The organism is Bradyrhizobium sp. USDA 4501 (assembly GCF_054062115.1).
Genome location: NZ_JBSSEX010000001.1, coordinates 3,946,383 through 3,969,059 on the forward strand (window position 1 = coordinate 3,946,383; position 22,677 = coordinate 3,969,059).

Sequence of the window (22,677 nt, forward strand, 5' to 3'; positions counted from 1 at the left end):
TGCCGCCCGGTGTAAGATGCCCACAGGGCGCCCGGCCTATTCCGCCGGCGCAAGGCGCCTCGCGGAGCGAGTGCGCATCGTCTCTCGCGCGCCAATCCGCGCACGACGTTTGCGCCACCAGATCACGACGCCCGTCACCGACAGCGCCGCGACCACCAATCCCATCAGCGAGATCAGGATGCGCCCGGGCAGGCCGGCGATCCGGCCGGAATGCAACGGAAACTGCATCTGCACGAACACGTCGGCCGCGGTGCCGACCCATGGCAGCCGCTCGCCGAGCGGACGGCCATCCTCGCTGTCGTAGTAAAGCTGCGCCGGCCCGACGCCCGCGGCGCCATGTTCGTCGCCCGGCTCGAAGAATGCGACCGCATAGACGCCATGCGCCGGACCATAATTGATCGAACCGATCGGTGTGGTCCAGCCGCGCGCCTTGCCGTCGGCCGCGGCGCGCGCGGCGATCTCCGCATAGGTCATCCTCGGCTCGATCGGATCGTCGAGATGACGATATGGTCGCTGCTCGTAGGGTGTCGACGTGTAGTTGGACACGGTCTTCATCAACGGCGAGAACACCTCGAAATAGAGGTTCAGCGAGAATGCCGTGAACGCGATCACGGACAGCAAGGCCCAGGTCCACAGGCTGAAGGCGCGATGAATGTCGAAATTGATTCGATAGGCGCTGCCTGAGGTCTTGATCTTCCAGGCCGGTGCCCAGCGGGTCCAGAAACCCTTGCCGCGCGGGCCCGATATCGCCGCCGCCCGCTGCGCCCTTGCGCGCCGCCGCGACGGCAGGGTCAGGTAGAAGCCGACGAAACAATCGATCGTCCAGATGACGGCGATGACACCGAGGAAGCGCATGCCCCAGCGATCGCTACCCAAGAATTCGGGGATGTGCATCGTGTAATGCAGCTTGTAGAGGAACGAGACGAAGTTTTCGCGGGTCACCGGCCAGACCGCGCCCCAATAGCGGCGTCCGAGCTCGGCGCCGGTGTTGGGATCGAGGAAGACCTGGTTGTAGTCGAGCGTGTAGCGCTTGCCGGTCGCCGGATCGATCCGCGGCAGCACGAAGAACCACAGTGACTCGCCTTTCTCCGCCGTCATGAACATGTGGACGACGCGGGCGCGATGATTGCGCTGCTCGATCAGCCGGGCGAGCTCGACCGACGGGATCGCCGGTCCGGAGCTCGTCACCTCGAACAGCTTCCTGTTGAGCACATCGTCGATCTCGTGGTCCCACGAGATGATCGCGCCGGTGACGCCCGAGAAGAACAGGAAGGCCGCGGTGACAAGGCCCGCCCAGCGATGCAGTCGTCCGAAGATCGGTCTCATGGGGATTTCAGCAAGTTGTGGGGTGATCACCAGCGATAGGTCAGCTTCGCGATCGCCTTGCGGCCCTCCGCGTAGAAGCAGCTGGTGTTGCCGTAGCAGGCTGCCACGTAGCGCGTGTCGGCGAGGTTGGTGACGTTGAGCGAGAGGCGATAATTGTCCCTGGTATAGGCGACGAGCGCATCGACGACCGTCGACGCCGGCACCTTGAAGGTGTTGGCATCGTCACCGAACGTCGATCCGACATAGCGGACGCCGGCCCCGAACTGGACCCCGGCGAGCGGACCGCCCTGAACGATGTAATCGCCCCACAGCGAGAAGCGGTTGAGCGGCACCGTGGTCGGCGCCTTGCCGACATTGACGGGATCCTTGGTGACTTCAGCGTCGACATAGGCGTAGCCACCGCGGATGTTGACGCTCTCGACCAGCGTCGCGGTGCCTTCGAGCTCAACGCCGCGCGACCTGACTTCGCCGGTCTGCTCGGCGAAATAGAACGGCGGGGCGTAGGTGACGACGTTGGACCGGGTCAGGTCGAAGGCGGCCAGCGTGATCAGCGCATTGATGCCGACCGGCTGGTACTTGACACCGACTTCGTACTGCACGCCGGACTCCGGCTTCAGCAGATCGCCGGCGGCGTTGATGCTCAGCACCGGCAGGAATGATTCCGAATAGCTGAAATAGGGCGCGATGCCGTTGTCGAAATTGTACATCACGGCGGCGCGACCGGTGAATGCCGAGGCGTCGGTCGACGTCGACGTTTTCGCGAGATTGTTGTCGAGGTCCGTGGTGACGAAATCCTGCCGCCCGCCAAGCAGGAACGACAGCCGGCCGAGCCTGATCTGGTCCTGCAGATAGAGGCCGGCCTGCGACTGCTTGATGCCGGTGTCGTCATACGGTCCGTTGTTGGTCCAGCTGTTGGTATAGACCGGCGCGAAGACGTTGAGCTTGCCGGTGCTGTAGCTCGAGGCCATGTCGCGGAACGAGGTGTTGCGGTAATCGACGCCGAACAGCGTCGTGTGGCTCAGCATGCCGGTGACGAACTTGCCCTGCAGCTGGTTGTCGACCGCGAAGGAATCGATCGTCGAGCTGCCGCCGGCGCCGCCGCGCGACAGCAGGCCCGCGGCTTCGTCGGCCGCCGATGCATAGCCGGTGCCGTAGAAGCTCTTCTGCTCGTTGTGCATCCACGAATAGCGCAGGTTCTGGCGGAAGGTCAGCGCCTCGTTGAAGTCGTGCGACAGCATGTAGCCGACCGAGGACTGCTCGGTGTCGAACTGGTTGAAGCCGGGCTCGCCGACGAAGCGCGTGTTCGGAATGTAGCGGCCGTTATTGGCCCAGACGGTGCCGGACGGCGGCAGGAATTGCAGGCCCCAGCCGGTGCGTTCCTTCTGGTAGTTCGCGAGGAAGGTGATCGTGGTGTCCTCGTTCGGCTTCACGGTGACGGCGGGCGCGATGAAGACGCGATTGTCCTTGGTGTAGTCGACCTGGGTCTCGCCATCGCGCGCGACGCCGGTCAGGCGCCACAGCACCGTCCCTTCCTTGTTGGCGCGGCCGCCGATGTCGAACTCGCCCTGATAGCGGTTGAAGCTGCCGCCCGACAGCGACACTTCCCCGAACTCGCGCGCGGTCGGCAGCTTGCTGACATAGTTGAGGATGCCGCCGGTGCCGCTGCCGCCGAACATCGCCGAGGATGGCCCTTTCAGGACCTCGAGGCGCTCGGCTCCGTACGGATCGAGCCCGAGGAAGTGCACATAATTGCTGCTCGGCAGCCGCAGGCCGTCGAGATAGAGGCCCGGCATCGTCATGTCGAAGCCGCGGATCTGCAGGCCGCCGAAGCGGGTGTCCGAGCCGCCATTCACGTCGCCGCTGACCCCTGCGGTGTAGCGCAATGCCGCGCCCACCGATTCCGCACCCTGGTTCCTGATCTGGTCCGTGGTGACGACCGAGATCGATTGCGGGATTTCGATCAGCGGCGTGTCGGTCTTGGTCGCCGTGCCCGAACGCGTGGCAACGAACCCGACCACCGGACCGCCGGCTCGCTCGCCGGCGCCGGCACCGGATCGTGCCGCAGCTGGCGTCGTCGCCTGCTGGGATCGAGCCACACGATTGGCGCGGCTCGCGCGTGCGGCCACCGGACGACGAACCGGTTTTGCATTCGCAGTGATCGCGCGCTGCTGAGGCGCGTCCACGCTCACCGGCGGCAGTTCCGATTGCGCGTCGGCGCGTTCGGTCGCGACTCCTGCGGCAAGGACGGCGGCGGTACACAGACCGATCGTTCGCAGCGCTGGATGTTGACGGGTGGAATGCGAAGCAAGTCGATCGATCACGCGAAGGCGCCCCTGATATCAGCCTGGATGGATTTGTGATCCGGCTCTACAGCGCGGGGCTCGCGAGTACAGACCTCGGCAGTTGGAATAGATCGAGACTGCGCGCGCGATCAGCGTGCGATCGCTGAAACAGCGGGGAAATCGACGACGCGCTGCGACAATAAGCGCGCGATGCTCGTCGTGCTGGAATGATTCTTGAGAATGATTCCTGCAGTTGTCGACGATGCGAGCTGTGTTCGATCGCGCGAGGCGCGCGTCATGGCGCCGACGCCTGACGCCTCCGCGCCGGCCGGAAACGGATGCGCCGCGCGGTGAACTGGTACCGGGCGACCAGCCCTCGGCGCCGCGAATGTTCCTGTAATGTTCTTGCACTTGCCGCCCGGTTCCGCTACCTTCGATTGCGGAAGAATAGGGGCAGCATGGTCCAGCGCGTTTCCACCGTCGCATTCGAGGGGATTGAAGCCCGCGCGGTCGACGTGCAGGTGCAGGTCGCGCCGGGATTGCCGGCATTCGCAATAGTAGGCCTGCCCGACAAGGCGGTGTCGGAAGCCCGCGAACGCGTGCGTTCGGCGCTGATCGCCTCCGGCCTCGCGCTTCCCGCCCGCCGCATCACCGTCAACCTCGCACCCGCCGACCTGCCCAAGGAGGGCAGCCATTACGACCTGCCGATCGCGCTCGGCCTGATGGCGGCGATCGGCGCGATCCCGCCGGATGCGCTGAACGGCTTCACCGTGCTCGGCGAGCTCGGGCTCGACGGCTCGCTCGCGCCGGTGGCGGGCGTGCTGCCCGCGGCAATCGGCGCCAATTCGCGCGACGAGGGATTGATCTGCCCGGCCGCCTGCGGCTCGGAAGCCGCCTGGGCCAGTCCGGACATCCAGATCATCGCGGCAGATTCGCTGATCCAGATCGCCAACCACTTCAAGGGCACGCAGGTGCTGTCGCGGCCGCAGCCGAAGGTGCATGAGCGCGAGGAAACGCTTTTGGACCTGCGCGACATCAAGGGCCAGGAGAGCGCGAAACGCGCGCTCGAGATCGCCGCCGCCGGCGGTCATCATCTTCTGATGATCGGCTCGCCCGGCGCCGGCAAATCGATGCTGGCGGCGCGACTGCCCTCGATCCTGCCGCCGCTGTCGCCGTCGGAGCTGCTCGAAGTCTCGATGATCGCCTCGGTTGCCGGCGAGATCCGCGACGGCGCCCTGACCGCGCGACGCCCGTTCCGCAGCCCGCATCATTCCGCCAGCATGGCCGCGCTGACCGGCGGCGGCATGCGCGCCAAACCGGGCGAGATCTCGCTGGCGCATCAGGGCGTGCTGTTCCTCGACGAATTGCCGGAGTTCGATCCGCGCGTGCTGGATTCGCTGCGTCAGCCGCTGGAGAACGGCGAGGTTTCGGTGAGCAGGGCCAACCACCGCGTCACCTATCCGGCGCGCTTCATGCTGGTCGCAGCCATGAACCCGTGCCGTTGCGGCCATGCCTATGAACCCGGCTATTCCTGCAAGCGCGGCCGGCTCGACCGCTGCACCGGCGACTACCAGATGCGGATCTCCGGCCCGCTGATGGATCGCATCGACCTGCGGATCGAGGTGCCCGCCGTGACCGCGGCCGATCTGATCCTGCCGCCGCCGGCGGAGGGATCGGCCGAGGTTGCCGCCCGCGTCGCGGCCGCGCGCGACATCCAGCTCGCGCGCTATGCGGCTGCCGGCATGCCGCATGTCCGCACCAATGCGGAAGCGCCGAGTTCGCTGCTCGAGACCATCGCGCAACCCGACGCGCATGGGCAGAAGCTGCTGCGCGAGGCCGCCGACAACATGCACCTCACCGCGCGCGGCTATCACCGCGTGCTGCGGGTGGCGCGCACGCTTGCCGATCTCGACGGCGCCGAGACGATCGGCCGGCTACATCTCGCCGAAGCGCTGTCTTATCGTGCATTGGCCGACGATTTGCGCCGCGCGGCGTGATCTCCGCCGGCTTCCGGCCGGTGCCCGCCGCGTCAACGTGACAGTAACCACTCTCATTTACGCTCCGCAAACCATAAGCACCGCGATCGGCGGCAAGCTTGGGTCGAGCGAGTTGTGTCATGTTGCGTTTGAAGATTTTGACCTCGGTGGTCCCCCTTGCCGTGGCCGCGGTCCTTGCCCGCGCCGAATTCCTGCCGGGCCCGCGGCCCTGCATCGAGGTGGGCGGCGCCACGATGCAGATCGCATCGATCCCCTGGCTGGCGCAGCTTCACGTCAGCTTCACTGACGACCCCAGCCAGGCCACCGTCCGGGTCCAGATCGCCGACAGCGCCGACGCCGCCGACTTCACCGTGATCGACGACATCGACGACGCCGAGGCCGGCGCCTGCGAGAGCAGCGCGACGGCGCAGCTGATCGGGATTTCCGGCGATGCCTCGGCAACCGGCCCCGTCATCTATCTGACGCGTGATGCTGGCCCGTCCGACTACCGTGTCTTCGTGCAATCGAAGACGTTCTCGGTGCGGGATGCCGCGGCCTTGATCGTCAGCGCCCGCGGCGGACACCGCCGACTTGAAGCCGCATCGCCCGCACCTGACAAGCGCGTCCCGAACCGGGTCATGGCGGAATTAACCTCCCGCTAACCTTGTTCTGAGGGCAGCGCGAAATGGCCACCAATTTCAAGCACTTTGCAAGCTGGCCGACGCATCGTCAGCGCCAGATCAAGCTGTCTCAGGGTCACCATTGATGGGGCGTTTCTTCCGGATCAAGTTGCGCCTTCGCCGCTTCCTCCGGCGCCATTCCTGGCTCGCGACAATCGTGCGCTCGTTCACGATCTTCTCCGTCGCGTTCGGCAGCGCCTTCGGGTTCATTTCGGGCGCGCTCTCGCAACAGAGCGGCTACGATCCCAATGCATTCGCGATCGGGGTCAGCTTCCTGTTCGCGCTCGCCTGCCTTTGGATCGTGACGCTCGGCATCCGCCTGCGGCTGATGCGCAAGCGGCTGCGCACCATCGCCATGCACAATGAAGCGATGGCCGACCGCAACTGGGAACTGCAGGAGGCCGAGCAGCGCGCCTCCACCCTGTTCGAAGCGCAGGACGATTTGATCGTGCTGCGCGACCTCGACGGGCTCATCACCTATGCCAACGATGCCTATTGCGAGCTGGCGCAGAGGCCCCGCAGCGAATTGATCGGCAGCACCGCGACGCTGAAGGTGCTCGAGCAGGGCGACACCGCGCTCGAATCCAACGGCACGCGGGTCTACGACCAGAAGATCGAGGGCCCGCTCGGACCGCGCTGGATCGCCTGGCGTGAAGGCCTCGTGCGCAACGATGCCGGCGCGCCCGCGGAAATGCAGAGCGTCGGCCGCGACGTCACCGACCGCACCGAGAGCGAGCGCGCGCTCGCCGAAGCGCGCGATCAGGCCGACGCCGCCAACCGCGCCAAGTCGCGCTTCCTTGCGATGGCGAGCCACGAGATCCGCACCCCGCTGAACGGCATCATCGGCATGAGCGGATTGCTGATGGATACGCAGCTGACGTTGGAGCAGATGACCTACGTCAAGGCGGTCAAGACATCCGGCGACGCGCTGCTCGCGCTGATCGAGGAGCTGCTCGATTATTCCAAGATCGAGGCCGGCAAGATCGATCTCGAACACCGCGCGTTCGCGCTGTCCGGCCTGATCGAGGACATCACCGAGCTGCTGGCGCCGCGCGCGCAGACCAAGGGCATCGAGATCGCCGCCTATGTCGACGAACGGCTGCCGATGCAGGTGACCGGCGACGCCGCGCGGCTGCGTCAGGTGCTGCTCAATCTCGCCGGCAACGCCATCAAGTTCACCGCGACCGGTGGCGTGGCGCTGATCGTCGAGCCCGGCATCTGGCCGAACGAGATCAGCTTCCTGGTCCGCGACACCGGCATCGGCATCGCGCCGGAAGCGCAGCAGCGCATCTTCCGGGAGTTCGAGCAGGCCGACGACCGGATCGCGCGCAGCTATGGCGGCACCGGCCTCGGCCTCTCGATCAGCGACCGCATCGTCAAGCGGATGGGCGGCCGCATCACGCTCGCAAGCACGCCGGGCGCCGGCTCGACCTTCGAGGTGTCGATCCCGCTCGTCGCCGCCGATACCGGCGAGGCCAACGGCTTCGCCGCGCCCGACTTGACGGGACAGTCGATCATGCTGGTGGCGCCACACAGCATCGAGGTCTCGCTGATCTCGCGGCGGTTGCAGCGCTGGGGCGCACAGACCTGCATCGTGTCGGATGCCAACGTCGCCGAGGCGCTGCTGCCGGAGCGGAGCTGGCATGCGGTGCTGATCGACCACACGCTTGGCACGCCGACGATGGAGGCGTTTGCCGACGCCTCCCGCCTCCATGCAACCCATCGCATCGTGATGTTCACGCCGGCGACGCGGCAGGACCTTTCGGCTTCCGAGTCAGCCATGTTCACCGGCTACCTGGTGAAGCCATTGCGCGCGTCGTCGCTCGCCCGCGCGCCTGACCGCATCGCCGGAAGTCGCTGCGCCGAGCCTTGCGATCGAGGCGGCCGCCGAGTCCGCGCCCACAGCGCTTGCATCCGCGCTGCCGGACAAGGGGTTCTCGATCCTGGTCGCCGAGGACAATGAGATCAACGCGCTGTTGATGCGCTCGCTGCTCACCCGGCTCGGCCACAACGTGGTCATCACCACCAATGGCGAGCAGGCGATGGAGTCCTGGCTGTCGGCGACCTCAGCCGGCACGCCCTATGATCTCGTGCTGATGGACATCCAGATGCCGCGCCTCAACGGCATCGAGACCACCAAGCAGATCCGCACCCATGAAGCGGCACAATCCGTCCGCCGGACCCCGATCCTGGCACTGACGGCAAATACGCTGGTGGAGGACCGCTATGCCTGCTTCGAAGCCGGCATGGACGGCTTTCTGATCAAGCCGCTCGACCGCGAAAAGCTGGAAGAAGCGCTCGCGGGCCTCGCCGCCGCACGGCACATTGCGGCGTAGCAGCCAATACCTCGGTGTCGTCCCTGCGCAAGCACTAGTGCATCTACACGTTTGTCGGGCCATTTGCGAGGATTTGGAAGCGGGCCATTCCGGTGTGGAAGGTGATTGGTCCAGGTGGACGGTGGGAGGCGTAGCCGGTCCATCCGCCGAGTTTTGCGATGATCCATGCCGCCCAAGCAAGAGTGTTGGGGCGATGGTGGTTTTTCTGAAGCTCGGTGCGACCTTTCATGGTTTTGTTGATGGCCCTGAGCGTCTCGATCTCTTCTGCGGTGAAGACAAATTCAGCCGGCAATTCTTCGCCACTGTTGCGGGCCTGAACGAGTTGAATGACGATACATGCCGCTCTGGTGGCGACCGCCACGAGCTTGATCAGGCCTTCGGCGCTCTCGATCTGACTATCCTCGATGCGCAAACCCTGGCTCTTCAGCGAGCGAAAGAGTTGCTCAATGATCCAGCGCTGGCGGTACCAGGAGACGATCTGCCAGGCGTCTTTAACGGTGGCGACCGGATGAGTGGTCAGGAGCAGCCAGCGAATGGGCTCCGCACCTCTCGGCGGATGCAACTCGACCACTTCTACGAAGCTGAGTTTGATGCCCTCCGCCAAGTCGGTGACGCCGGGCCTCTGCGGCCGCTTGAGCACGACGGTTCCGAAGCGCATCGAGAGATGGGCCTGCCGGCCGCGCCGATCCATTCGCTGCGGCAGATCGATCACCGCGTTGTCGCAGAAGCGGCTCCGCTCGACCGCCTGATAAAGTGTGTCGCCATCGACCAGCGCATGGTCGTGCATGGCACGCGACAGAAGATGGACATTCTCGGCTGGCGTCAGCGCCCAGTGAGCAAAGAAATCCCCCTCGCGGTCGTTGACGACGGTGATCATGCGGGCATCTGCCAGGACGTCGCGGCCTTGCTCGGCGGCCGTCACCCAGCGCGCCGACTCCTTGTCGGCCAAGGCGCGCCGCTCATGCGGGATTTTTACCTTGCCTTTGCGCGTCCAAACGTTGCCGCCAGTAAGGCCAAGACAGACCCCGCTGTCGGCATCCACCGCCATCATCGCATGCAACAGCACGCCGCGAGCATTGCCCTTGCCGACTTTGCCCAGCCCGCGCCGCCGTCCCGCCTGGGTCTGGAACTTGACCTCGCTCGTATCCTGGATCGCCAGCACATGACGCCCGCTGACCGCAGTCCGCGTCTGCGCGCTCCAGCCCTCAATCAATTTATCGATCGTGACTTGGGGGTTGTTCACAAACCGCCAGAACGCCATATTGGCAGCCCAATCGCCCCGGGCCATCTGGCGCAAGCAGACGCTGCGCGTGCAAAGCATAGCCCGGAGAAGCGTCGCCCCCTTTTGTCGAGACGAACGTCCCCGAACTCACCCAAAGACAAATCCGGCTGCATCGCTGGCGCTCCTTCGAATCAAAGCGCCAGTGAGAGAATCATACAACATGCTCCAGAGACGCCACTTCTTGCTGCACCGAGTCAATCTGTCGCGCCCCAAAACCGTGTAGACACGCTAGTGCGAAAGCAGGGACCCATAACCACCGAAGCCAGTTTTACGCCCGCTGGGGCTACAGCGCTGCAAATCACAGACACCTGTGGCTATGGGTCCCCGCGTTCGCGGGGACGACAGCTGTGATGTGGCGCGTTCGCTGGAATGCGGTGCCGGCTACAGCCGGCGCAGCGCGACCGACTGCACCACGTGGTCGGCGCCCTTCTTCAGGATCAGCGTCGCGCGCGGGCGGGTCGGCAGGATGTTGTCCTCGAGATTGGCGAGGTTGGTGCGCTCCCAGATCGCGATCGCGGTCGCCGTTGCTTCCTCGTCCGACAGCGGCGCGTAGCGGTGGAAGTAGGACCTCGGATCGGTGAACGCGGTGTCACGCAGCGCCAGGAAGCGCTTGATGTACCACTCCCGCAGCACGGCCTCGTCGGCGTCGATATAGACCGAGAAGTCGAAGAAGTCGGAGACGAACGGCACCGCCTTGCCGTCGCGCGGCAGCCGCCCGGTCTGCAGCACGTTGACGCCCTCGACGATCAGGATGTCCGGCTGGTCGATCTCGACCCATTTGTTCGGCACGATGTCGTAGGTCAGATGCGAATAGACCGGCGCGCGCACGCGGCGCCGCCCCGCCTTGATGTCGCTGAGGAACGACAGCAGCGTCGGCAGGTCGTAGCTTTCCGGAAAGCCCTTCTTCTGCATGATGCCCTGCCGCTCGAGCACCGCGTTCGGAAACAGGAAACCGTCGGTCGTGATCAGATCGACCTTCGGCCGCGGCGACCAGCGCGCCAGCAGCGCCTGCAGCACGCGAGCCGTGGTCGACTTGCCGACCGCGACGGATCCGGCGACACCGACGATGTAGGGCATCTTGCGGTCGCGGATGTTGAGGAACTGGCGCTGCGAGTAATACAGCCGCTGGGTCGCGTCGACATAGATCGAGAGCAGCCGCGACAGCGGCAGGTAGATGTCCTCGACCTCCTGCAAATCGAGGCGATCGTGCATCGAACGCAGGCGATCGAACTCGCCGGGCTCGAGCGTCATCGGCGTATCGTCACGCAGATGCGACCATTGCTGGCGCGTGAAGATGCGGTAGGGGTTGTACTGTTGATCTGGTGCCCGGATGTCCATGAGGCCGCCCCTCTCGATGCGCTCGATCATTTGCGCTAGTCGCGCTTGCGCGACGCCTTCTCTTCCAGTCCCGACATCGAGGTGCGCTTCTCCAGCGCGGCCTCGACGTCCTCCAGCTTCACGCCGCGGGATTTCAACAGAACCAGCAGGTGAAACACGAGATCGGCACTTTCGGCGATGAGGTGATCGCGGTCATTCTCGACCGCGGCGATCACGGTCTCGACCGCTTCCTCGCCCAATTTCTTGGCGCAATGCTCCGCGCCCTTGTCGAGCAGCTTGCGGGTGTAGGACGCCTCACCGCCCGTTGCAGCGCGGGCGTCGATGGTGGCGGCCAGATCGTGGACCGTGAAACGCGACATCAACTCAACTCAAGCATGCACAGCGGCACCGCACGGGTACCATCCCTTAGGTGGGGACTTAGCATTTTTGTGACAAGGAGTCCCAGCTCTCCCTGTTTGAGCGTGGTCTTCACGGAAAACCGGTTTCCACTTTTCCTGACCACGCTCACGCTAGGGATCGAGCCGCATCGGCAGGCCGGCGCGCACCATGTGATCCTTGGCCTGGCGGATGGTGAATTCCCCGAAGTGGAAGATCGACGCGGCCAGCACGCCGGTGGCGTGACCCTCGCGGACGCCGTCGACCAGGTGGTCGAGATTGCCGACACCACCGGACGCGATGACCGGTACGGGGACACTGTCCGCGATCGCCCGGGTCAGCGGCAGGTCAAAGCCCTGCCTGGTGCCGTCCCGGTCCATCGAGGTCAGCAGGATTTCGCCGGCGCCGAGCGAGACGACCTCCTGGGCGTACTCGATGGCGTCGATCCCGGTGGCATTCCGTCCACCATGGGTGAAGATCTCCCAGCGGTCCGAGCCGCCGGCGCGCTTGACCCGCTTGGCGTCGATCGCGACCACGATGCATTGCTCGCCGTATTTCTCGGCCGCTTCCTTGACGAATTCGCGCCGGCTGACGGCCGCTGAATTGATCGAGACCTTGTCGGCGCCGGAGCGCAGCAGGGTCTTGATGTCGTCGACGGTGCGGACGCCGCCGCCCACGGTCAGCGGCATGAAGCAGGCTTCCGCCGTCCGCCGCACCACATCGAGCATGATGCCGCGGTTTTCATGGGTGGCGGTGATGTCGAGGAAGGTGAGCTCGTCGGCACCGGCGGCGTCATAGGCGATCGCGGCTTCGACCGGGTCGCCGGCGTCGCGCAGATCGACGAAGTTGACGCCCTTGACCACGCGCCCGTCCTTGACGTCGAGGCAGGGGATCACGCGAACCTTGAACATGACCTCCTCCTACGCGCCGCGGATCAGCTGAAGGGCGGCGGCCGGATCGAGCCGTCCGTCATAGAGCGCACGGCCGACGATCGCGCCGGCCAGCTTCTTCGCACGCGGCTCCAGCAGCGCCTTGACGTCGTCGATCGAGGCAAAGCCGCCGGAGGCAATCACTGGAATCGAGATGCGGTCGGCGAGCGCGATGGTGGCGTCGAGATTGAGGCCCTTGAGCAGACCGTCGCGGGCGATGTCGGTGAAGATGATCGCGGCGACGCCGGCATCCTCGAAGCGCTGTGCGATCTCGAGCGCGGTCACGTGCGAGGTCTCGGCCCAGCCTTCGACCGCCACCTTGCCGTCGCGCGCATCGAGACCGACCGCGACGCGGCCGGGGAATGTGTTCGCCGCGCCCTTCACGAGCTCAGGATCGCGCACCGCGGCGGTGCCGATGATGACGCGCGTGATGCCCTTGTCGAGCCAGGCCTCGATGGTCTTGAGGTCGCGGATGCCGCCGCCGAGCTGCACCGGCATGGTGACGGCCTTCAGCATCGCCTCCACCGCATGCGCATTCATCGGCTTGCCGGCGAAGGCACCGTCGAGATCGACGACGTGGAGATATTCGAAGCCCTGCGCGGCGAAGCTCGCCGCCTGCGCCGCCGGATCGAGATTGAACACGGTGGCGCGCGCCATGTCGCCCTGCTCCAGGCGCACGCACTGGCCGTTCTTCAGATCAATCGCTGGAAAGAGAATCACGGCTTCCACTTCAAGAAATTGGCGATCAAAGCGAGGCCGAAGCGCTGGCTCTTCTCGGGGTGAAACTGGGTGCCGATCGCGGTGTCCTTGCCGACGATCGCGGTCACCGGCCCGCCATAGTCGGCGCGCGCGAGCACGTCCGCCTCATTGGCGGCGTTGAGGTGATAGGAGTGCACGAAATAGGCGTGACGTCCTTTCGGCCCGAGCGGCAGCCGCTCCAGCACCGGATGCTCGCGCACCATGTCGAGCGTATTCCAGCCCATATGCGGGACCTTCAGGCTCTCGTCGCGCGGCTCGATCTTCTCGACATCGCCGCCGATCCAGTTGAAGCCCTCGGTGATCACGTGCTCCTTGCCGCGCGTCGCCATCAGCTGCATGCCGACGCAGATACCGAAGAACGGCCGGGCCTTGACCCGCACCGCCTCGGTCAGCGCCTCCAGCATGCCGTCGACCGCGTCGACGCCGCGGCGGCAATCGGCGAACGCGCCGACGCCGGGCAGCACGATGCGATCGGCGCGATACACCGCATCGGGATCGCGCGTCACCTTGATGGCTTGCGGATCCTCCATGCTGCGCGCGGCGCGCTCAAAGGCCTTGGCCGCCGAATGCAGATTGCCGGAGCCGTAATCGATGATTGCAACGGTCATCGCGTTCCTCCTGGCTCTGGAAACAATCCGATGATGCCGCCTTGCGGCATCGACGGGGGTTTTGAGAACGACTGACCCGGAACGTCGCGGGTCGGCGGCGGCGCGCCGCGATCGACCGAGCGCTGATCGTGGACGGCGCCGCGATGCCGCGCGGTCCAGCGCGCGAAGAAGCGGCGCTCGGCGGCCTCCGCATCGTCGCCCACGACGATGTCGATCTGGCGCCACCTGCGCCGCGACAGCGTCCAGCGCTGCAGGGTCGCGGCCTCGAGGCCGAGCAACACCATCAGCACCAGGTCGACGAAGAAGATCGCGCTACGGCCGACGCCAAGCTTGGCCAGCGCGTAATCGATCACGAAAGTAAGAACGAACCAGCCGATCAGCGCCAGCCAGAGCCGATGCCAGGCCAACCAGATCACGCCCGCAACCGCGGCCCAGAAATGGAAGCCGTCTCGCACGAAGACGAACTTGTCGGTCGCCGCGAGATCGGCGCCGTTGGCCACGGGGGCATGCACTGTATAGACCGGCATCGAACGCTCCGCCGAGGATGGACTCTTAGTTAAAGCACGATCTTTCGGAAAACCGGCATCCACTCTCCCGGATCATGCTCCAGAGATCAGCCGCCGAGCTGACCCTTGGTCGAGGGCACTTCGCCCTGGGCACGCGGATCGATCGCAATTGCCGTCCGCAGCGCCCTCGCCAGACCCTTGAAACAGGATTCGGCGATATGATGGCTGTTCTCGCCATATAGGGTCTCGACGTGCAGAGTCACGCCGGCGTTCATCGCGAAGGCGTTGAACCACTCGCGCACCAGCTCGGTGTCGAACTCACCGATCTTGTCGCGCGGGAATTCGGCCTTGAACACCAGCACCGGGCGGCCGGAAATGTCGATCACGACGCGCGAGAGCGTCTCGTCCATCGGCATGTGGATCGAGGCATAGCGGGTGATGCCGGCCATGTTGCCGAGCGCCTGCTTCACGGCCTGCCCGAGCGCGATCCCGACGTCTTCGGTGGTGTGGTGGTAATCGACATGGAGATCGCCATCCGCCTTCACCGTGATGTCGATGCGCGAATGCCGGGCCAGGAGGTCGAGCATATGGTCGAAGAAGCCGATCCCGGTCGAAACCGTGGATACGCCTGCTCCGTCGAGGTTGACCGTCACCTCGATGTCGGTCTCCTTGGTCTTGCGCTTGATGGTTGCGGTGCGCATGAAAATTGAGCTTTCCCGTGCCGAAAACGCCGGTCTTTTAACAGGCTGATGTCACCTTCGCTACTGCGGGATGACCTCGAAACGCCCCAACTTCCGGCCATGGTGACCGGAAATCGTTGTCGATCTGGTTCTGCCGCGCTTTCCTCACGCGAACCGGTGCCCACTTCGCCTGAAAACACGCCGATTTCGTCCCGATTGTAACCCCCTGCCCGACCGCCTAAATCTGCCCGGAAGAGAGGTAACCTATGCAAGCATCCCCAAATGAGCTGCCGGTCTGGCATGGCACCACGATCTGCACGGTCCGCAAGGGCGGCAAGGTGGTGATTGGCGGCGACGGGCAGGTCTCGATCGGCCAGACCGTGATCAAGGCCAATGCCAAGAAGGTCCGCCGGATCGGCAAGGGCGACGTGATCGGCGGCTTTGCCGGCGCCACCGCCGACGCCTTCACCCTGTTCGAGCGACTGGAAAGCAAACTGGAGCAATATCCGGGGCAGCTCACCCGGGCGGCCGTCGAGCTCGCCAAGGACTGGCGGACCGACCGCTACCTGCGCCGGCTGGAGGCCATGATGATCGTGGCCGACAAAGACGTTTCCCTGGTGCTGACCGGCACCGGCGACGTGCTGGAGCCCGAATCCGGGGTCATGGCGATCGGTTCCGGCGGCAATTACGCCCTCGCCGCGGCCCGCGCGCTGGTCGATACCGACAAGGACGCCGAGACCATCGTCCGCCGCGCCCTGGATATCGCCGCTGATATCTGCGTCTACACCAACCGGAACGTGACGATCGAGACGATCGGCGGCTGAGCATGGCCAGCCCCTATCATTTCCGCCCGATGACGCCGGCCGACCTGCCGCTGGTCAAGCAGTGGCTGGCGTTGCCGCATGTCCGGGAATGGTGGGGCGATCCGGCCGAGCAATATGCGCTGGTCAGCGGCGACCTCGATGAGCCGGCCATGGACCAGTTCATCGTCGCAACCGATGCGTCCGATTTGGGCTACATCCAGTGCTACGACCTGACGGCGTGGAATTCCGGCTTCGGGGTCCAGCCTGAGGGCACGCGCGGGGTCGACCTCTTCATCGGCGAGCCCGACATGATGGCAGGTGGCCACGGCTCGGCGCTGATCCGCGCCTTTGTCGATGACCGGCTGGCGCAGGGCGCGCCACGCATCGTCACCGATCCCGATCCGGCCAATGCGCGCGCGATCCGCGCCTATGAGAAGGCGGGTTTTCAGAAGGTGGGTATGGTCGATACGCCGGACGGGCCGGCGCTGCTGATGGCGCGCGACGCATGACGATCGCGCACAAGCCCATCACCGGCGTTTCAGCGTGGCATTGGCTGGCGATCGCGGCAGCGCTGCTCGTGCTGCAGGCGGCGCTGCTTTATGCGATGGGCCGTCTTCCGATCTGTGCCTGCGGCGACGTCAAGCTCTGGCATGGCTCGGTTCAGAGCTCGGAGAACTCGCAGCACGTCGCCGATTGGTACACGCTGTCGCATGTGCTGCATGGCCTGCTGTTCTACGGTCTGACCTTCCTCCTGTTGCCGCGCCTCGCCTGGCCCGGGCGGCTGATTGTCGCGATGCTGATCGAAGGCAGCTGGGAGCTCGTCGAAAACTCCAACTGGATCATCGAGCGCTACCGCGCCGGCACGATCTCGCTGGACTATTACGGCGACACCATCGTCAATTCGGTGTCCGACACCCTTGCGATGGTTGTCGGCTTCCTGCTGGCGCGCAAGCTGCCGATCGCGGCGACCGTCGCGCTCGGCGTGTTGTTCGAAACCGTGCTGCTGCTTCACATTCGCGACAATCTGACACTGAACATCATCATGCTGATCCACCCGTTCGAGGCGATCAGGCAGTGGCAGGCCGGGCCGCCGATTCTTTAGGGGACGATGCCTTGGAGGACTGCCGCTTGCCGAGACCGCGATTCCAACCTAGCTAGAGCCAATGACTCACTTCTCTCCCCGTGAAATCGTTTCTGAACTCGACCGCTTCATCGTCGGCCAGACCGACGCCAAGCGCGCCGTCTCGATCGCGCTGCGCAACCGCTGGCGGCGGCTGCAGCTCGCCGGTTCCCTGCGCGAGGAGGTTCTGCCCAAGAACATCCTGATGATCGGGCCGACCGGCGTCGGCAAGACCGAGATCGCGCGGCGGCTGGCCAAGCTCGCCGGCGCGCCGTTCCTCAAGGTCGAGGCCACCAAGTTCACCGAGGTCGGCTATGTCGGCCGCGACGTCGAGCAGATCGTCCGCGACCTCGTCGAGGTCGCGATCGCACAGACCCGCGAGCGCAAGCGCAAGGACGTTCAGGCCCGCGCCCAGCTTGCCGCCGAGGAACGCGTGCTGGACGCGCTGGTCGGCCCGGGATCGAGCCCGGCGACGCGCGAGTCGTTCCGCAAGAAGCTGCGCGCCGGCGAGCTCAACGACAAGGAAATCGAGATCGAGACGCAGTCGGGCGGCAGCGGCATGCCGATGTTCGAAATCCCCGGCATGCCCGGCGCCCAGATGGGCGCGATATCGCTCGGCGACATCTTCGGCAAGATGGGCGGACGCAGCAAGACTCGCCGCCTGACGGTGGAGGGCTCGCACGAAATCCTCGTCAACGAGGAATCCGACAAGCTGCTCGACACCGATCAGCTGGTGCAGGAGGCGATCAACGCGGTCGAGAACAACGGCATCGTGTTCCTCGACGAGATCGACAAGATCTGCGTGCGCGAGAACCGCGCCGGCGGCGACGTCTCCCGCGAGGGCGTGCAGCGCGACCTGCTGCCGCTGATCGAGGGCACCACGGTCTCGACCAAGCACGGCGCCGTCAAGACCGACCACATCCTGTTCATCGCCTCGGGTGCGTTCCATATCGCCAAGCCGTCGGACCTTTTGCCGGAGCTGCAGGGCCGCCTGCCGATCCGCGTCGAGCTGCAGGCACTGACCCGCGACGACATGCGCCGGATCCTGACCGAGCCGGAGGCGTCGCTGATCAAGCAATATGTCGCGCTGATGAAGACCGAAGGCGTCACGCTCGACATCACCGACAATGCCATCGACGCGCTGGCCGATGTCGCCGTGGCGGTGAATTCCACGGTCGAGAATATCGGCGCAAGGCGGCTACAGACCGTGATGGAGCGGGTGCTCGACGAGATCTCCTTCACCGCGCCCGATCGCCACGGTGAGACCATCCAGGTCGACGCCGACTACGTCACCAAGCATGTCGGCGACCTCGCCAAGAACACCGACCTGAGCCGGTTTATTTTGTAGGCGCCCCCGCTAAGATCGTCGTCCCTGCGAAAGCCGGGACCCACAACCCCGCAGCTCGAAGTGACCAAGACTCGGGCCGACATTCCCCTTAGAACTGCCTTCGGTTGTTAGGGTCCCGGGTCGCGCTTCGCTTGCCCGGGACGACAAGAGTGGGCGATCGATGAATCTGCGGGTGTGGCAAAACCCCTGGCGCCTGATGCTGGCCGTCAATGCGGCGGTGCTGGTCGGCGTGTTCCTGCACAAGATCGCGCTGCCGCCCTTCGTTCCCTACATCCATCTGCTGGTCGACTATCATTACGGCTTCACCAAGCGCGCGCTGGTCGGGGCGATCGTGTCGCTGTTCACCGACAAGGTGCCCGTATGGCTGGTGTTCGCGCTGGCCGGCGCGATCTGGCTGGTGACGCTGGGGCTGTTCATCAAACTGTTCCGCCGCACATTCGGCTTCAACGACGCGCATTGGCAGTTGTTCGTCTTCATCGCGGGCTCGCCGTTCTTCCTGAAGAACTTCATGCACACGCTCGGCCATTTCGACATCTATGGCTGTGCGCTGACGATCGTGCTGCTGCTGATCCCGGCGCGTTCAGTGGCGTATGTGCTGATTGCCGCGCTGTTCTCGATCCTGCTGATCCTGGTCCATCACATCTTCGTCTTGATGTATGTGCCGACCATCACGGCGATCGTGGTGCTGCGCTTTTATCTGGTGCAGGACGTGACGCCGCGGAACGCCGTCTTCGGCATCGCAGCGCTCGCAGGGATCGGCATCCTGTTCCTGGTCGCGCAATTCGCTGGCACGGTCGACGTGCCCTATGACGAATTCATCCGTCATCTGCAGAGCCGGATGGCCGATCCGTCACGCACCGACCTGCTTCAGTTCGGCTACATCTGGTACCAGCCGCTGTCGAAGGAGTTCGCCGACACCTGGGCGCGCATGCCCTCGAACATCCTGGGCGTTCCGGTGTTTGCGCTGCTGATCTGGCTGCACACGCCGCTGTGGCGCTATTTCGCGCGACTGATTGGCGCGCTCGCGAGTGAACTGCATCGCCGGATCGTGCTCGGAGCGCTCGTTGTGATCAGCGCCGGCTATTTCGTGATGTTCGTGACCGTGTTCGACTATTCGCGCTGGATCTCGAACTGGGCGGTCTGCATGTTCCTGATGCTGCATGCCACCAGGATGCTGCCGGCGTCGAAGGACGTGCCGGCGATCCCGTCGGACGACCGCAAGACGACGATATCAGGCTGGATCGTAACGCTGATCCCGCGCGTCGGGATCGTCCGCCCGTTTTAGCTTTAGGCTCGCGCGCGCCGGACACGCACGTAAAGCGCGCCCTCGCCGCCATGGCCGATATGCGCTTCCTCGAAGCCGACAACCAGCGAGCGGAATTCCGGCAGGCTGAGCCATTCCGGGACCTGGCGGCGCAGCACGCCGCGTTCGGAATCGAGACCACCGACCTTGCCCTTGCCGGTGATGACGAGCACGAAAGTGAGCCCGTCGCTGTGCGCGCGCTGCAGGAAGGTGAACAGCACGCGATGCGCGCGCAGCTGGGTCATGCCGTGCAGATCGAGCCGCGCATCGATCTCCTGCCGGCCGCGCGAGAGCTTTGCACGTTCGCGACGGCCGATCGGCGCCAGCGGCGGCGCGTGCGGGCGTTGCGCCGGCGCAGCCTTGACCGCTGTCGCCGGCTTGACCGGGATGGGTTTGGCAATCGCGTGATGGGTGGCCGGGTCAGAGGCGGCGGCGGGGGCCTTCGCGGCGACCGGCCGCTTGCGCAGTGGCTTGACCTGCTTTGCCACGCTCTCCCAGAGCGCGCGCTCCTCTTCGCTCAGCGCGCGCTTGCGCCGCGACGGCGCGGACAGATCGGGGATCGGCGCGGGTCGTTTCATTGATCGCGGTAATGGCGATAGCGCCGGAAGCGCCGCTTCTCCGGTTGCGGAATATCGGGCCGGGCGACCGGCAGCGGCACCGGTTCTGCCACAGGTGCGGCCTGCGCGACAGGGGTCGTTGCTGCCGGCGTTGCGGGCGCGACATCCTTCGCGGCCGGGTTCCTGGCGGCGCTATTGCCTGAGTCTTTCACCGCGCTTCTGGCGATGCCGGCGGTCGGCACATCCGCAGCCTTCGCCGCCGGCTTGTCCTTCGGCGGCTCGGTCTGCGGAAACAGCTTTGCGATCTTGGCCGAGGGCCGCTCATCCGGGAGAGGCAGCTTGTGGCCGCGCGCGACAGGGTCGAGACCCCTCGGCACCAGCATGACGAACTGCATGTTGTGCCGCAGGCGGCCCGAGACCTTTCCAGCTTCCGCGCCGGCGCCGAAATAAAGATCGGCGCGCGCCGGGCCGACGATCGCAGAGCCAGTGTCCTGCGCGATCATCAGCCGGTGGAACGGCGTCTTCGACTGCTCGGATTCGATCGGCAGCTCGCCGGCGATGAAGAACGGCGTGCCGTAGACATGCAGCGCCTTGTCGACCGCGATCGAGCGGCCCGGCGTCAGCGGCACGCCCTGCGCGCCGACGGCCTCGTCCTTGTCGGACAGCGGAACCTCGCGGAAGAAGACGAAGGAGCGGTTTTGCCGGCGCAGGTCCTTGGCGCCGTCGGGGTTCTGCTCCATCCACTCCCTGATCTTCTGCATCGACATCTGATCCTTCGGGATGATGCCGCGGTCGATCAGGACGCGTCCGACCGGCGTATAGGGATAACCATTATGCGCGTCGTAATTGATGCGCAGCGTGATGCCGTCCTCGAGCTTGATCCGCGCCGAGCCCTGGATCTGCGCGAACAGGAGATCGGTCTGGCTCTTCAGCCAGCAGATCTCGAGCCCGCGGCCGGCGATCGCGCCGTCCTCGATCTGGCCGCGGTCGTAATAGGGCACGAGCTTGCGGCGGCCGATCTTGCGATACACCGCGCCGCCATTGGGCAGCCCGACCGAATTCTGCGTCTTGCCGCGCACGAACAGGTTGGACGGACGGCGATAGACCGGCACGTTGTAGACGTCGGTCTGGGTCCGCGATCCATCGAGCACCGGCTCGTAGTAACCGGTGACGAAGCCGGCGTCCTCGCCGAGCCGCGAGATACGCAACGGCACGAAATTCTGCTCGAAGAAGTCCTTCGCCTTGACGCCGTCGCTCAGCGCGAGTCCCTTGGCGATCCGGCAGGGATCGCGCAGCGAGCTCCCGAGCGCTTTCGAATCTGCAGGCGCACCCTGCTGGGCCGCGATCGGCTTGCAGCTGGTGCGAAACGCCTTGTAGGCCGCGAGATGATCGTCGGCGCTCCAGCCGGCGACGTTGGACCAGGCGAGCGGCTCGTACTGGCTGCCGCTGACCTGCAGCGGCATTTCCAGATTGGGATAGGGGATCGGGTGGCTATGCTCGTGTCGCGGCGGAGGGTGCCGGCTTGATCTGTAGCGCGCGGCAATCGCTGCGGTGGAGCACAGCACCGCGAGCGCGCAGCACGCCACCGCGAGCCGCCCGTAGCTGAGATGCTTAGTGAGCGCTTCCAGTGCCAACCAGCTTCCAATTCGGATCGCGGGAAGTCGAGTCGCGGGCGAATGTCCAGATATCGGTGATGTCGGCGACCTTGTCCGGGCTGCCGTCGACGATGGTGCCGGCCTTGTCGCGCGTGACCGAGATCATCTGCGACACGAAGCGGACGGTGAGCTGAGTCGAGCGGTCGCGCGTCTCCGCGCTGACGATCTCGGCCTTGTCGATCGAGACGAACCGCGTCTCGGTCTTCTGCTCGTGCTTCTCGCGATCCTTGATCGCGGCCTCGAAGCTTTCATAGACCTCGGTCGACAGCAGGTCGCGCAGCGCGCGGCGATCGCCATTGGCGAACGCCAGCACGATCATTTCATAGGCCGAGCGGGCACCTGAGAGGAAATGCCGCGGATCGAACGAGGAATCCTGGACGGCCACCGCGTCGAGACCCTGCGCCAGCGCCGTGCCGGGCTCGGCGATGCCCTTCCAGCGTTCCGTGGGCTCGACCGGCTCGGCGGGCGCCGCCGAGGCCGGCTGGTCGATTACCGATCCCGGGATCGGAACGACGTTGTTGTCCTGACCGCGCTGCACGACGTTGGGCGCGGCGCGATCATAAGGCGGCCGCTCGCTTCCCGTGCGCTGTCCGAGAACGCTGCGCAGGCGCAGAAAGATAAACACGGCCAGCGCCAGGAAGATGATGGTGTAAATATCCACGTCGAATTCGCTTTCTGGTCTCTGCCGGCAACGGGCCGGCCGTCAAAGCGTTCCCGGTCGGGAACAGCAGAGATCACATCACCGATAGAGTCCGAAGATGTAGGCACGAAACTATGCCCGGCCAATGGCGCTTTTTGGCACGGGTAGTGTAGC

20 protein-coding genes and 1 pseudogene are annotated in these 22,677 nt (G+C 65.3%); 8 read left to right on the forward strand and 13 right to left on the reverse strand.

Annotated features, from left to right (window positions below; all coding sequences use genetic code 11):
• Nucleotides 1–36: 36 nt before the first annotated feature.
• Nucleotides 37–1,326 carry a siderophore utilization protein FsrB gene (gene fsrB, locus ACVWZM_RS18125; protein ID WP_456854103.1) on the reverse strand — a complete coding sequence of 430 codons (1,290 nt, stop codon included), beginning with the start codon at nucleotides 1,324–1,326 and terminating at the stop codon, nucleotides 37–39.
• Nucleotides 1,327–1,352: 26 nt separating this feature from the next.
• Entirely contained in the window at nucleotides 1,353–3,344 is a 1,992-nt protein-coding gene (locus tag ACVWZM_RS18130; protein WP_456856707.1) for a TonB-dependent siderophore receptor, read from the reverse strand.
• A 722-nt stretch (nucleotides 3,345–4,066) separates the two neighbouring features.
• Here ACVWZM_RS18130 and ACVWZM_RS18135 point away from each other — a divergent pair.
• The 3 genes and pseudogenes from ACVWZM_RS18135 (at nucleotide 4,067) to ACVWZM_RS18145 (ending at nucleotide 8,600) form a co-directional block, all read left to right on the forward strand.
• Nucleotides 4,067–5,605 (forward strand): YifB family Mg chelatase-like AAA ATPase, encoded by a 1,539-nt coding sequence (locus ACVWZM_RS18135; RefSeq protein ID WP_141339863.1) that lies wholly within the window; start codon nucleotides 4,067–4,069, stop codon nucleotides 5,603–5,605.
• Between the two features lie 119 nt (nucleotides 5,606–5,724).
• Nucleotides 5,725–6,246: a hypothetical protein gene (locus ACVWZM_RS18140; protein WP_456854105.1), complete on the forward strand. Its 522-nt coding sequence runs from the start codon at nucleotides 5,725–5,727 to the stop codon at nucleotides 6,244–6,246.
• Between the two features lie 103 nt (nucleotides 6,247–6,349).
• A pseudogene (locus tag ACVWZM_RS18145) lies at nucleotides 6,350–8,600 on the forward strand (response regulator).
• A gap of 43 nt (nucleotides 8,601–8,643) precedes the next feature.
• Here the strand turns inward: ACVWZM_RS18145 and ACVWZM_RS18150 are convergent.
• From ACVWZM_RS18150 to hisB, 8 genes are all read right to left on the reverse strand, one after another.
• Nucleotides 8,644–9,861: an IS4 family transposase gene (locus ACVWZM_RS18150; protein WP_438071829.1), complete on the reverse strand. Its 1,218-nt coding sequence runs from the start codon at nucleotides 9,859–9,861 to the stop codon at nucleotides 8,644–8,646.
• Nucleotides 9,862–10,263: 402 nt separating this feature from the next.
• On the reverse strand, nucleotides 10,264–11,220 hold the full coding sequence (gene coaA / locus ACVWZM_RS18155) for a type I pantothenate kinase (RefSeq protein ID WP_026192056.1): 957 nt from the start codon (nucleotides 11,218–11,220) through the stop codon (nucleotides 10,264–10,266).
• 35 nt (nucleotides 11,221–11,255) lie between these two features.
• Complete coding sequence (locus tag ACVWZM_RS18160) at nucleotides 11,256–11,579, reverse strand: phosphoribosyl-ATP diphosphatase (RefSeq protein ID WP_028341982.1); 324 nt, start codon at nucleotides 11,577–11,579, stop codon at nucleotides 11,256–11,258.
• Nucleotides 11,580–11,729: 150 nt separating this feature from the next.
• Entirely contained in the window at nucleotides 11,730–12,506 is a 777-nt protein-coding gene (hisF, locus tag ACVWZM_RS18165; protein WP_038382736.1) for an imidazole glycerol phosphate synthase subunit HisF, read from the reverse strand.
• Nucleotides 12,507–12,515: 9 nt separating this feature from the next.
• On the reverse strand, nucleotides 12,516–13,244 hold the full coding sequence (hisA, locus tag ACVWZM_RS18170; protein ID WP_076833848.1) for a 1-(5-phosphoribosyl)-5-[(5-phosphoribosylamino)methylideneamino]imidazole-4-carboxamide isomerase: 729 nt from the start codon (nucleotides 13,242–13,244) through the stop codon (nucleotides 12,516–12,518).
• Nucleotides 13,241–13,891: an imidazole glycerol phosphate synthase subunit HisH gene (gene hisH, locus ACVWZM_RS18175; RefSeq protein WP_028341984.1), complete on the reverse strand. Its 651-nt coding sequence runs from the start codon at nucleotides 13,889–13,891 to the stop codon at nucleotides 13,241–13,243. The genes hisA and hisH overlap by 4 nt, the downstream gene beginning before the upstream one ends.
• Complete coding sequence (locus tag ACVWZM_RS18180) at nucleotides 13,888–14,418, reverse strand: DUF2628 domain-containing protein (RefSeq protein WP_076833691.1); 531 nt, start codon at nucleotides 14,416–14,418, stop codon at nucleotides 13,888–13,890. Before ACVWZM_RS18180 ends, hisH begins: the two co-directional genes overlap by 4 nt.
• 86 nt (nucleotides 14,419–14,504) lie before the next feature.
• Nucleotides 14,505–15,098, reverse strand: a complete 594-nt coding sequence (gene hisB, locus ACVWZM_RS18185) for an imidazoleglycerol-phosphate dehydratase HisB (RefSeq protein ID WP_016841476.1) — start codon at nucleotides 15,096–15,098, stop codon at nucleotides 14,505–14,507.
• A gap of 245 nt (nucleotides 15,099–15,343) precedes the next feature.
• On the opposite strand from hisB, the gene hslV reads away from it, so the two are divergent.
• The 5 genes from hslV (at nucleotide 15,344) to ACVWZM_RS18210 (ending at nucleotide 19,633) form a co-directional block, all read left to right on the forward strand.
• Nucleotides 15,344–15,901, forward strand: a complete 558-nt coding sequence (hslV, locus tag ACVWZM_RS18190) for an ATP-dependent protease subunit HslV (RefSeq protein ID WP_057020343.1) — start codon at nucleotides 15,344–15,346, stop codon at nucleotides 15,899–15,901.
• A 2-nt stretch (nucleotides 15,902–15,903) separates the two neighbouring features.
• Nucleotides 15,904–16,389: a GNAT family N-acetyltransferase gene (locus ACVWZM_RS18195; RefSeq protein ID WP_057020342.1), complete on the forward strand. Its 486-nt coding sequence runs from the start codon at nucleotides 15,904–15,906 to the stop codon at nucleotides 16,387–16,389.
• Nucleotides 16,386–16,982 carry a DUF2585 domain-containing protein gene (locus ACVWZM_RS18200; protein WP_456854108.1) on the forward strand — a complete coding sequence of 199 codons (597 nt, stop codon included), beginning with the start codon at nucleotides 16,386–16,388 and terminating at the stop codon, nucleotides 16,980–16,982. Before ACVWZM_RS18195 ends, ACVWZM_RS18200 begins: the two co-directional genes overlap by 4 nt.
• A 61-nt stretch (nucleotides 16,983–17,043) precedes the next feature.
• On the forward strand, nucleotides 17,044–18,348 hold the full coding sequence (hslU, locus tag ACVWZM_RS18205; protein ID WP_057020340.1) for an ATP-dependent protease ATPase subunit HslU: 1,305 nt from the start codon (nucleotides 17,044–17,046) through the stop codon (nucleotides 18,346–18,348).
• A gap of 160 nt (nucleotides 18,349–18,508) precedes the next feature.
• Nucleotides 18,509–19,633: a hypothetical protein gene (locus ACVWZM_RS18210; protein WP_456854110.1), complete on the forward strand. Its 1,125-nt coding sequence runs from the start codon at nucleotides 18,509–18,511 to the stop codon at nucleotides 19,631–19,633.
• A 2-nt stretch (nucleotides 19,634–19,635) separates the two neighbouring features.
• On the opposite strand, the gene ACVWZM_RS18215 is transcribed toward ACVWZM_RS18210, so the two are convergent.
• From ACVWZM_RS18215 to ACVWZM_RS18225, 3 genes are read right to left on the reverse strand one after another with little or no spacing between them, the layout of a single operon-like run.
• On the reverse strand, nucleotides 19,636–20,229 hold the full coding sequence (locus ACVWZM_RS18215) for a Smr/MutS family protein (protein WP_168856142.1): 594 nt from the start codon (nucleotides 20,227–20,229) through the stop codon (nucleotides 19,636–19,638).
• Nucleotides 20,226–21,842, reverse strand: a complete 1,617-nt coding sequence (mltA, locus tag ACVWZM_RS18220; protein ID WP_233285960.1) for a murein transglycosylase A — start codon at nucleotides 21,840–21,842, stop codon at nucleotides 20,226–20,228. Before mltA ends, ACVWZM_RS18215 begins: the two co-directional genes overlap by 4 nt.
• Complete coding sequence (locus tag ACVWZM_RS18225; protein WP_057020336.1) at nucleotides 21,820–22,524, reverse strand: Tim44/TimA family putative adaptor protein; 705 nt, start codon at nucleotides 22,522–22,524, stop codon at nucleotides 21,820–21,822. The genes mltA and ACVWZM_RS18225 overlap by 23 nt, the downstream gene beginning before the upstream one ends.
• Nucleotides 22,525–22,677: the final 153 nt, after the last annotated feature.

Bases quoted from the DNA above. Each gene is read 5' to 3' on its own strand.
- ACVWZM_RS18180 (WP_076833691.1), bottom strand. From the start codon at position 14,418: ATGCCGGTCTATACAGTGCATGCCCCCGTGGCCAACGGCGCCGATCTC.
- ACVWZM_RS18200 (WP_456854108.1), top strand. From the start codon at position 16,386: ATGACGATCGCGCACAAGCCCATCACCGGCGTTTCAGCGTGGCATTGG.
- ACVWZM_RS18210 (WP_456854110.1), top strand. From the start codon at position 18,509: ATGAATCTGCGGGTGTGGCAAAACCCCTGGCGCCTGATGCTGGCCGTC.
- coaA (WP_026192056.1), bottom strand. From the start codon at position 11,220: ATGGACATCCGGGCACCAGATCAACAGTACAACCCCTACCGCATCTTC.
- ACVWZM_RS18195 (WP_057020342.1), top strand. From the start codon at position 15,904: ATGGCCAGCCCCTATCATTTCCGCCCGATGACGCCGGCCGACCTGCCG.
- hslU (WP_057020340.1), top strand. From the start codon at position 17,044: ATGACTCACTTCTCTCCCCGTGAAATCGTTTCTGAACTCGACCGCTTC.
- hisF (WP_038382736.1), bottom strand. From the start codon at position 12,506: ATGTTCAAGGTTCGCGTGATCCCCTGCCTCGACGTCAAGGACGGGCGC.
- ACVWZM_RS18150 (WP_438071829.1), bottom strand. From the start codon at position 9,861: ATGGCGTTCTGGCGGTTTGTGAACAACCCCCAAGTCACGATCGATAAA.
- hisH (WP_028341984.1), bottom strand. From the start codon at position 13,891: ATGACCGTTGCAATCATCGATTACGGCTCCGGCAATCTGCATTCGGCG.
- hisB (WP_016841476.1), bottom strand. From the start codon at position 15,098: ATGCGCACCGCAACCATCAAGCGCAAGACCAAGGAGACCGACATCGAG.
- ACVWZM_RS18215 (WP_168856142.1), bottom strand. From the start codon at position 20,229: ATGAAACGACCCGCGCCGATCCCCGATCTGTCCGCGCCGTCGCGGCGC.
- ACVWZM_RS18140 (WP_456854105.1), top strand. From the start codon at position 5,725: ATGTTGCGTTTGAAGATTTTGACCTCGGTGGTCCCCCTTGCCGTGGCC.
- ACVWZM_RS18135 (WP_141339863.1), top strand. From the start codon at position 4,067: ATGGTCCAGCGCGTTTCCACCGTCGCATTCGAGGGGATTGAAGCCCGC.
- ACVWZM_RS18160 (WP_028341982.1), bottom strand. From the start codon at position 11,579: ATGTCGCGTTTCACGGTCCACGATCTGGCCGCCACCATCGACGCCCGC.
- fsrB (WP_456854103.1), bottom strand. From the start codon at position 1,326: ATGAGACCGATCTTCGGACGACTGCATCGCTGGGCGGGCCTTGTCACC.
- hslV (WP_057020343.1), top strand. From the start codon at position 15,344: ATGCAAGCATCCCCAAATGAGCTGCCGGTCTGGCATGGCACCACGATC.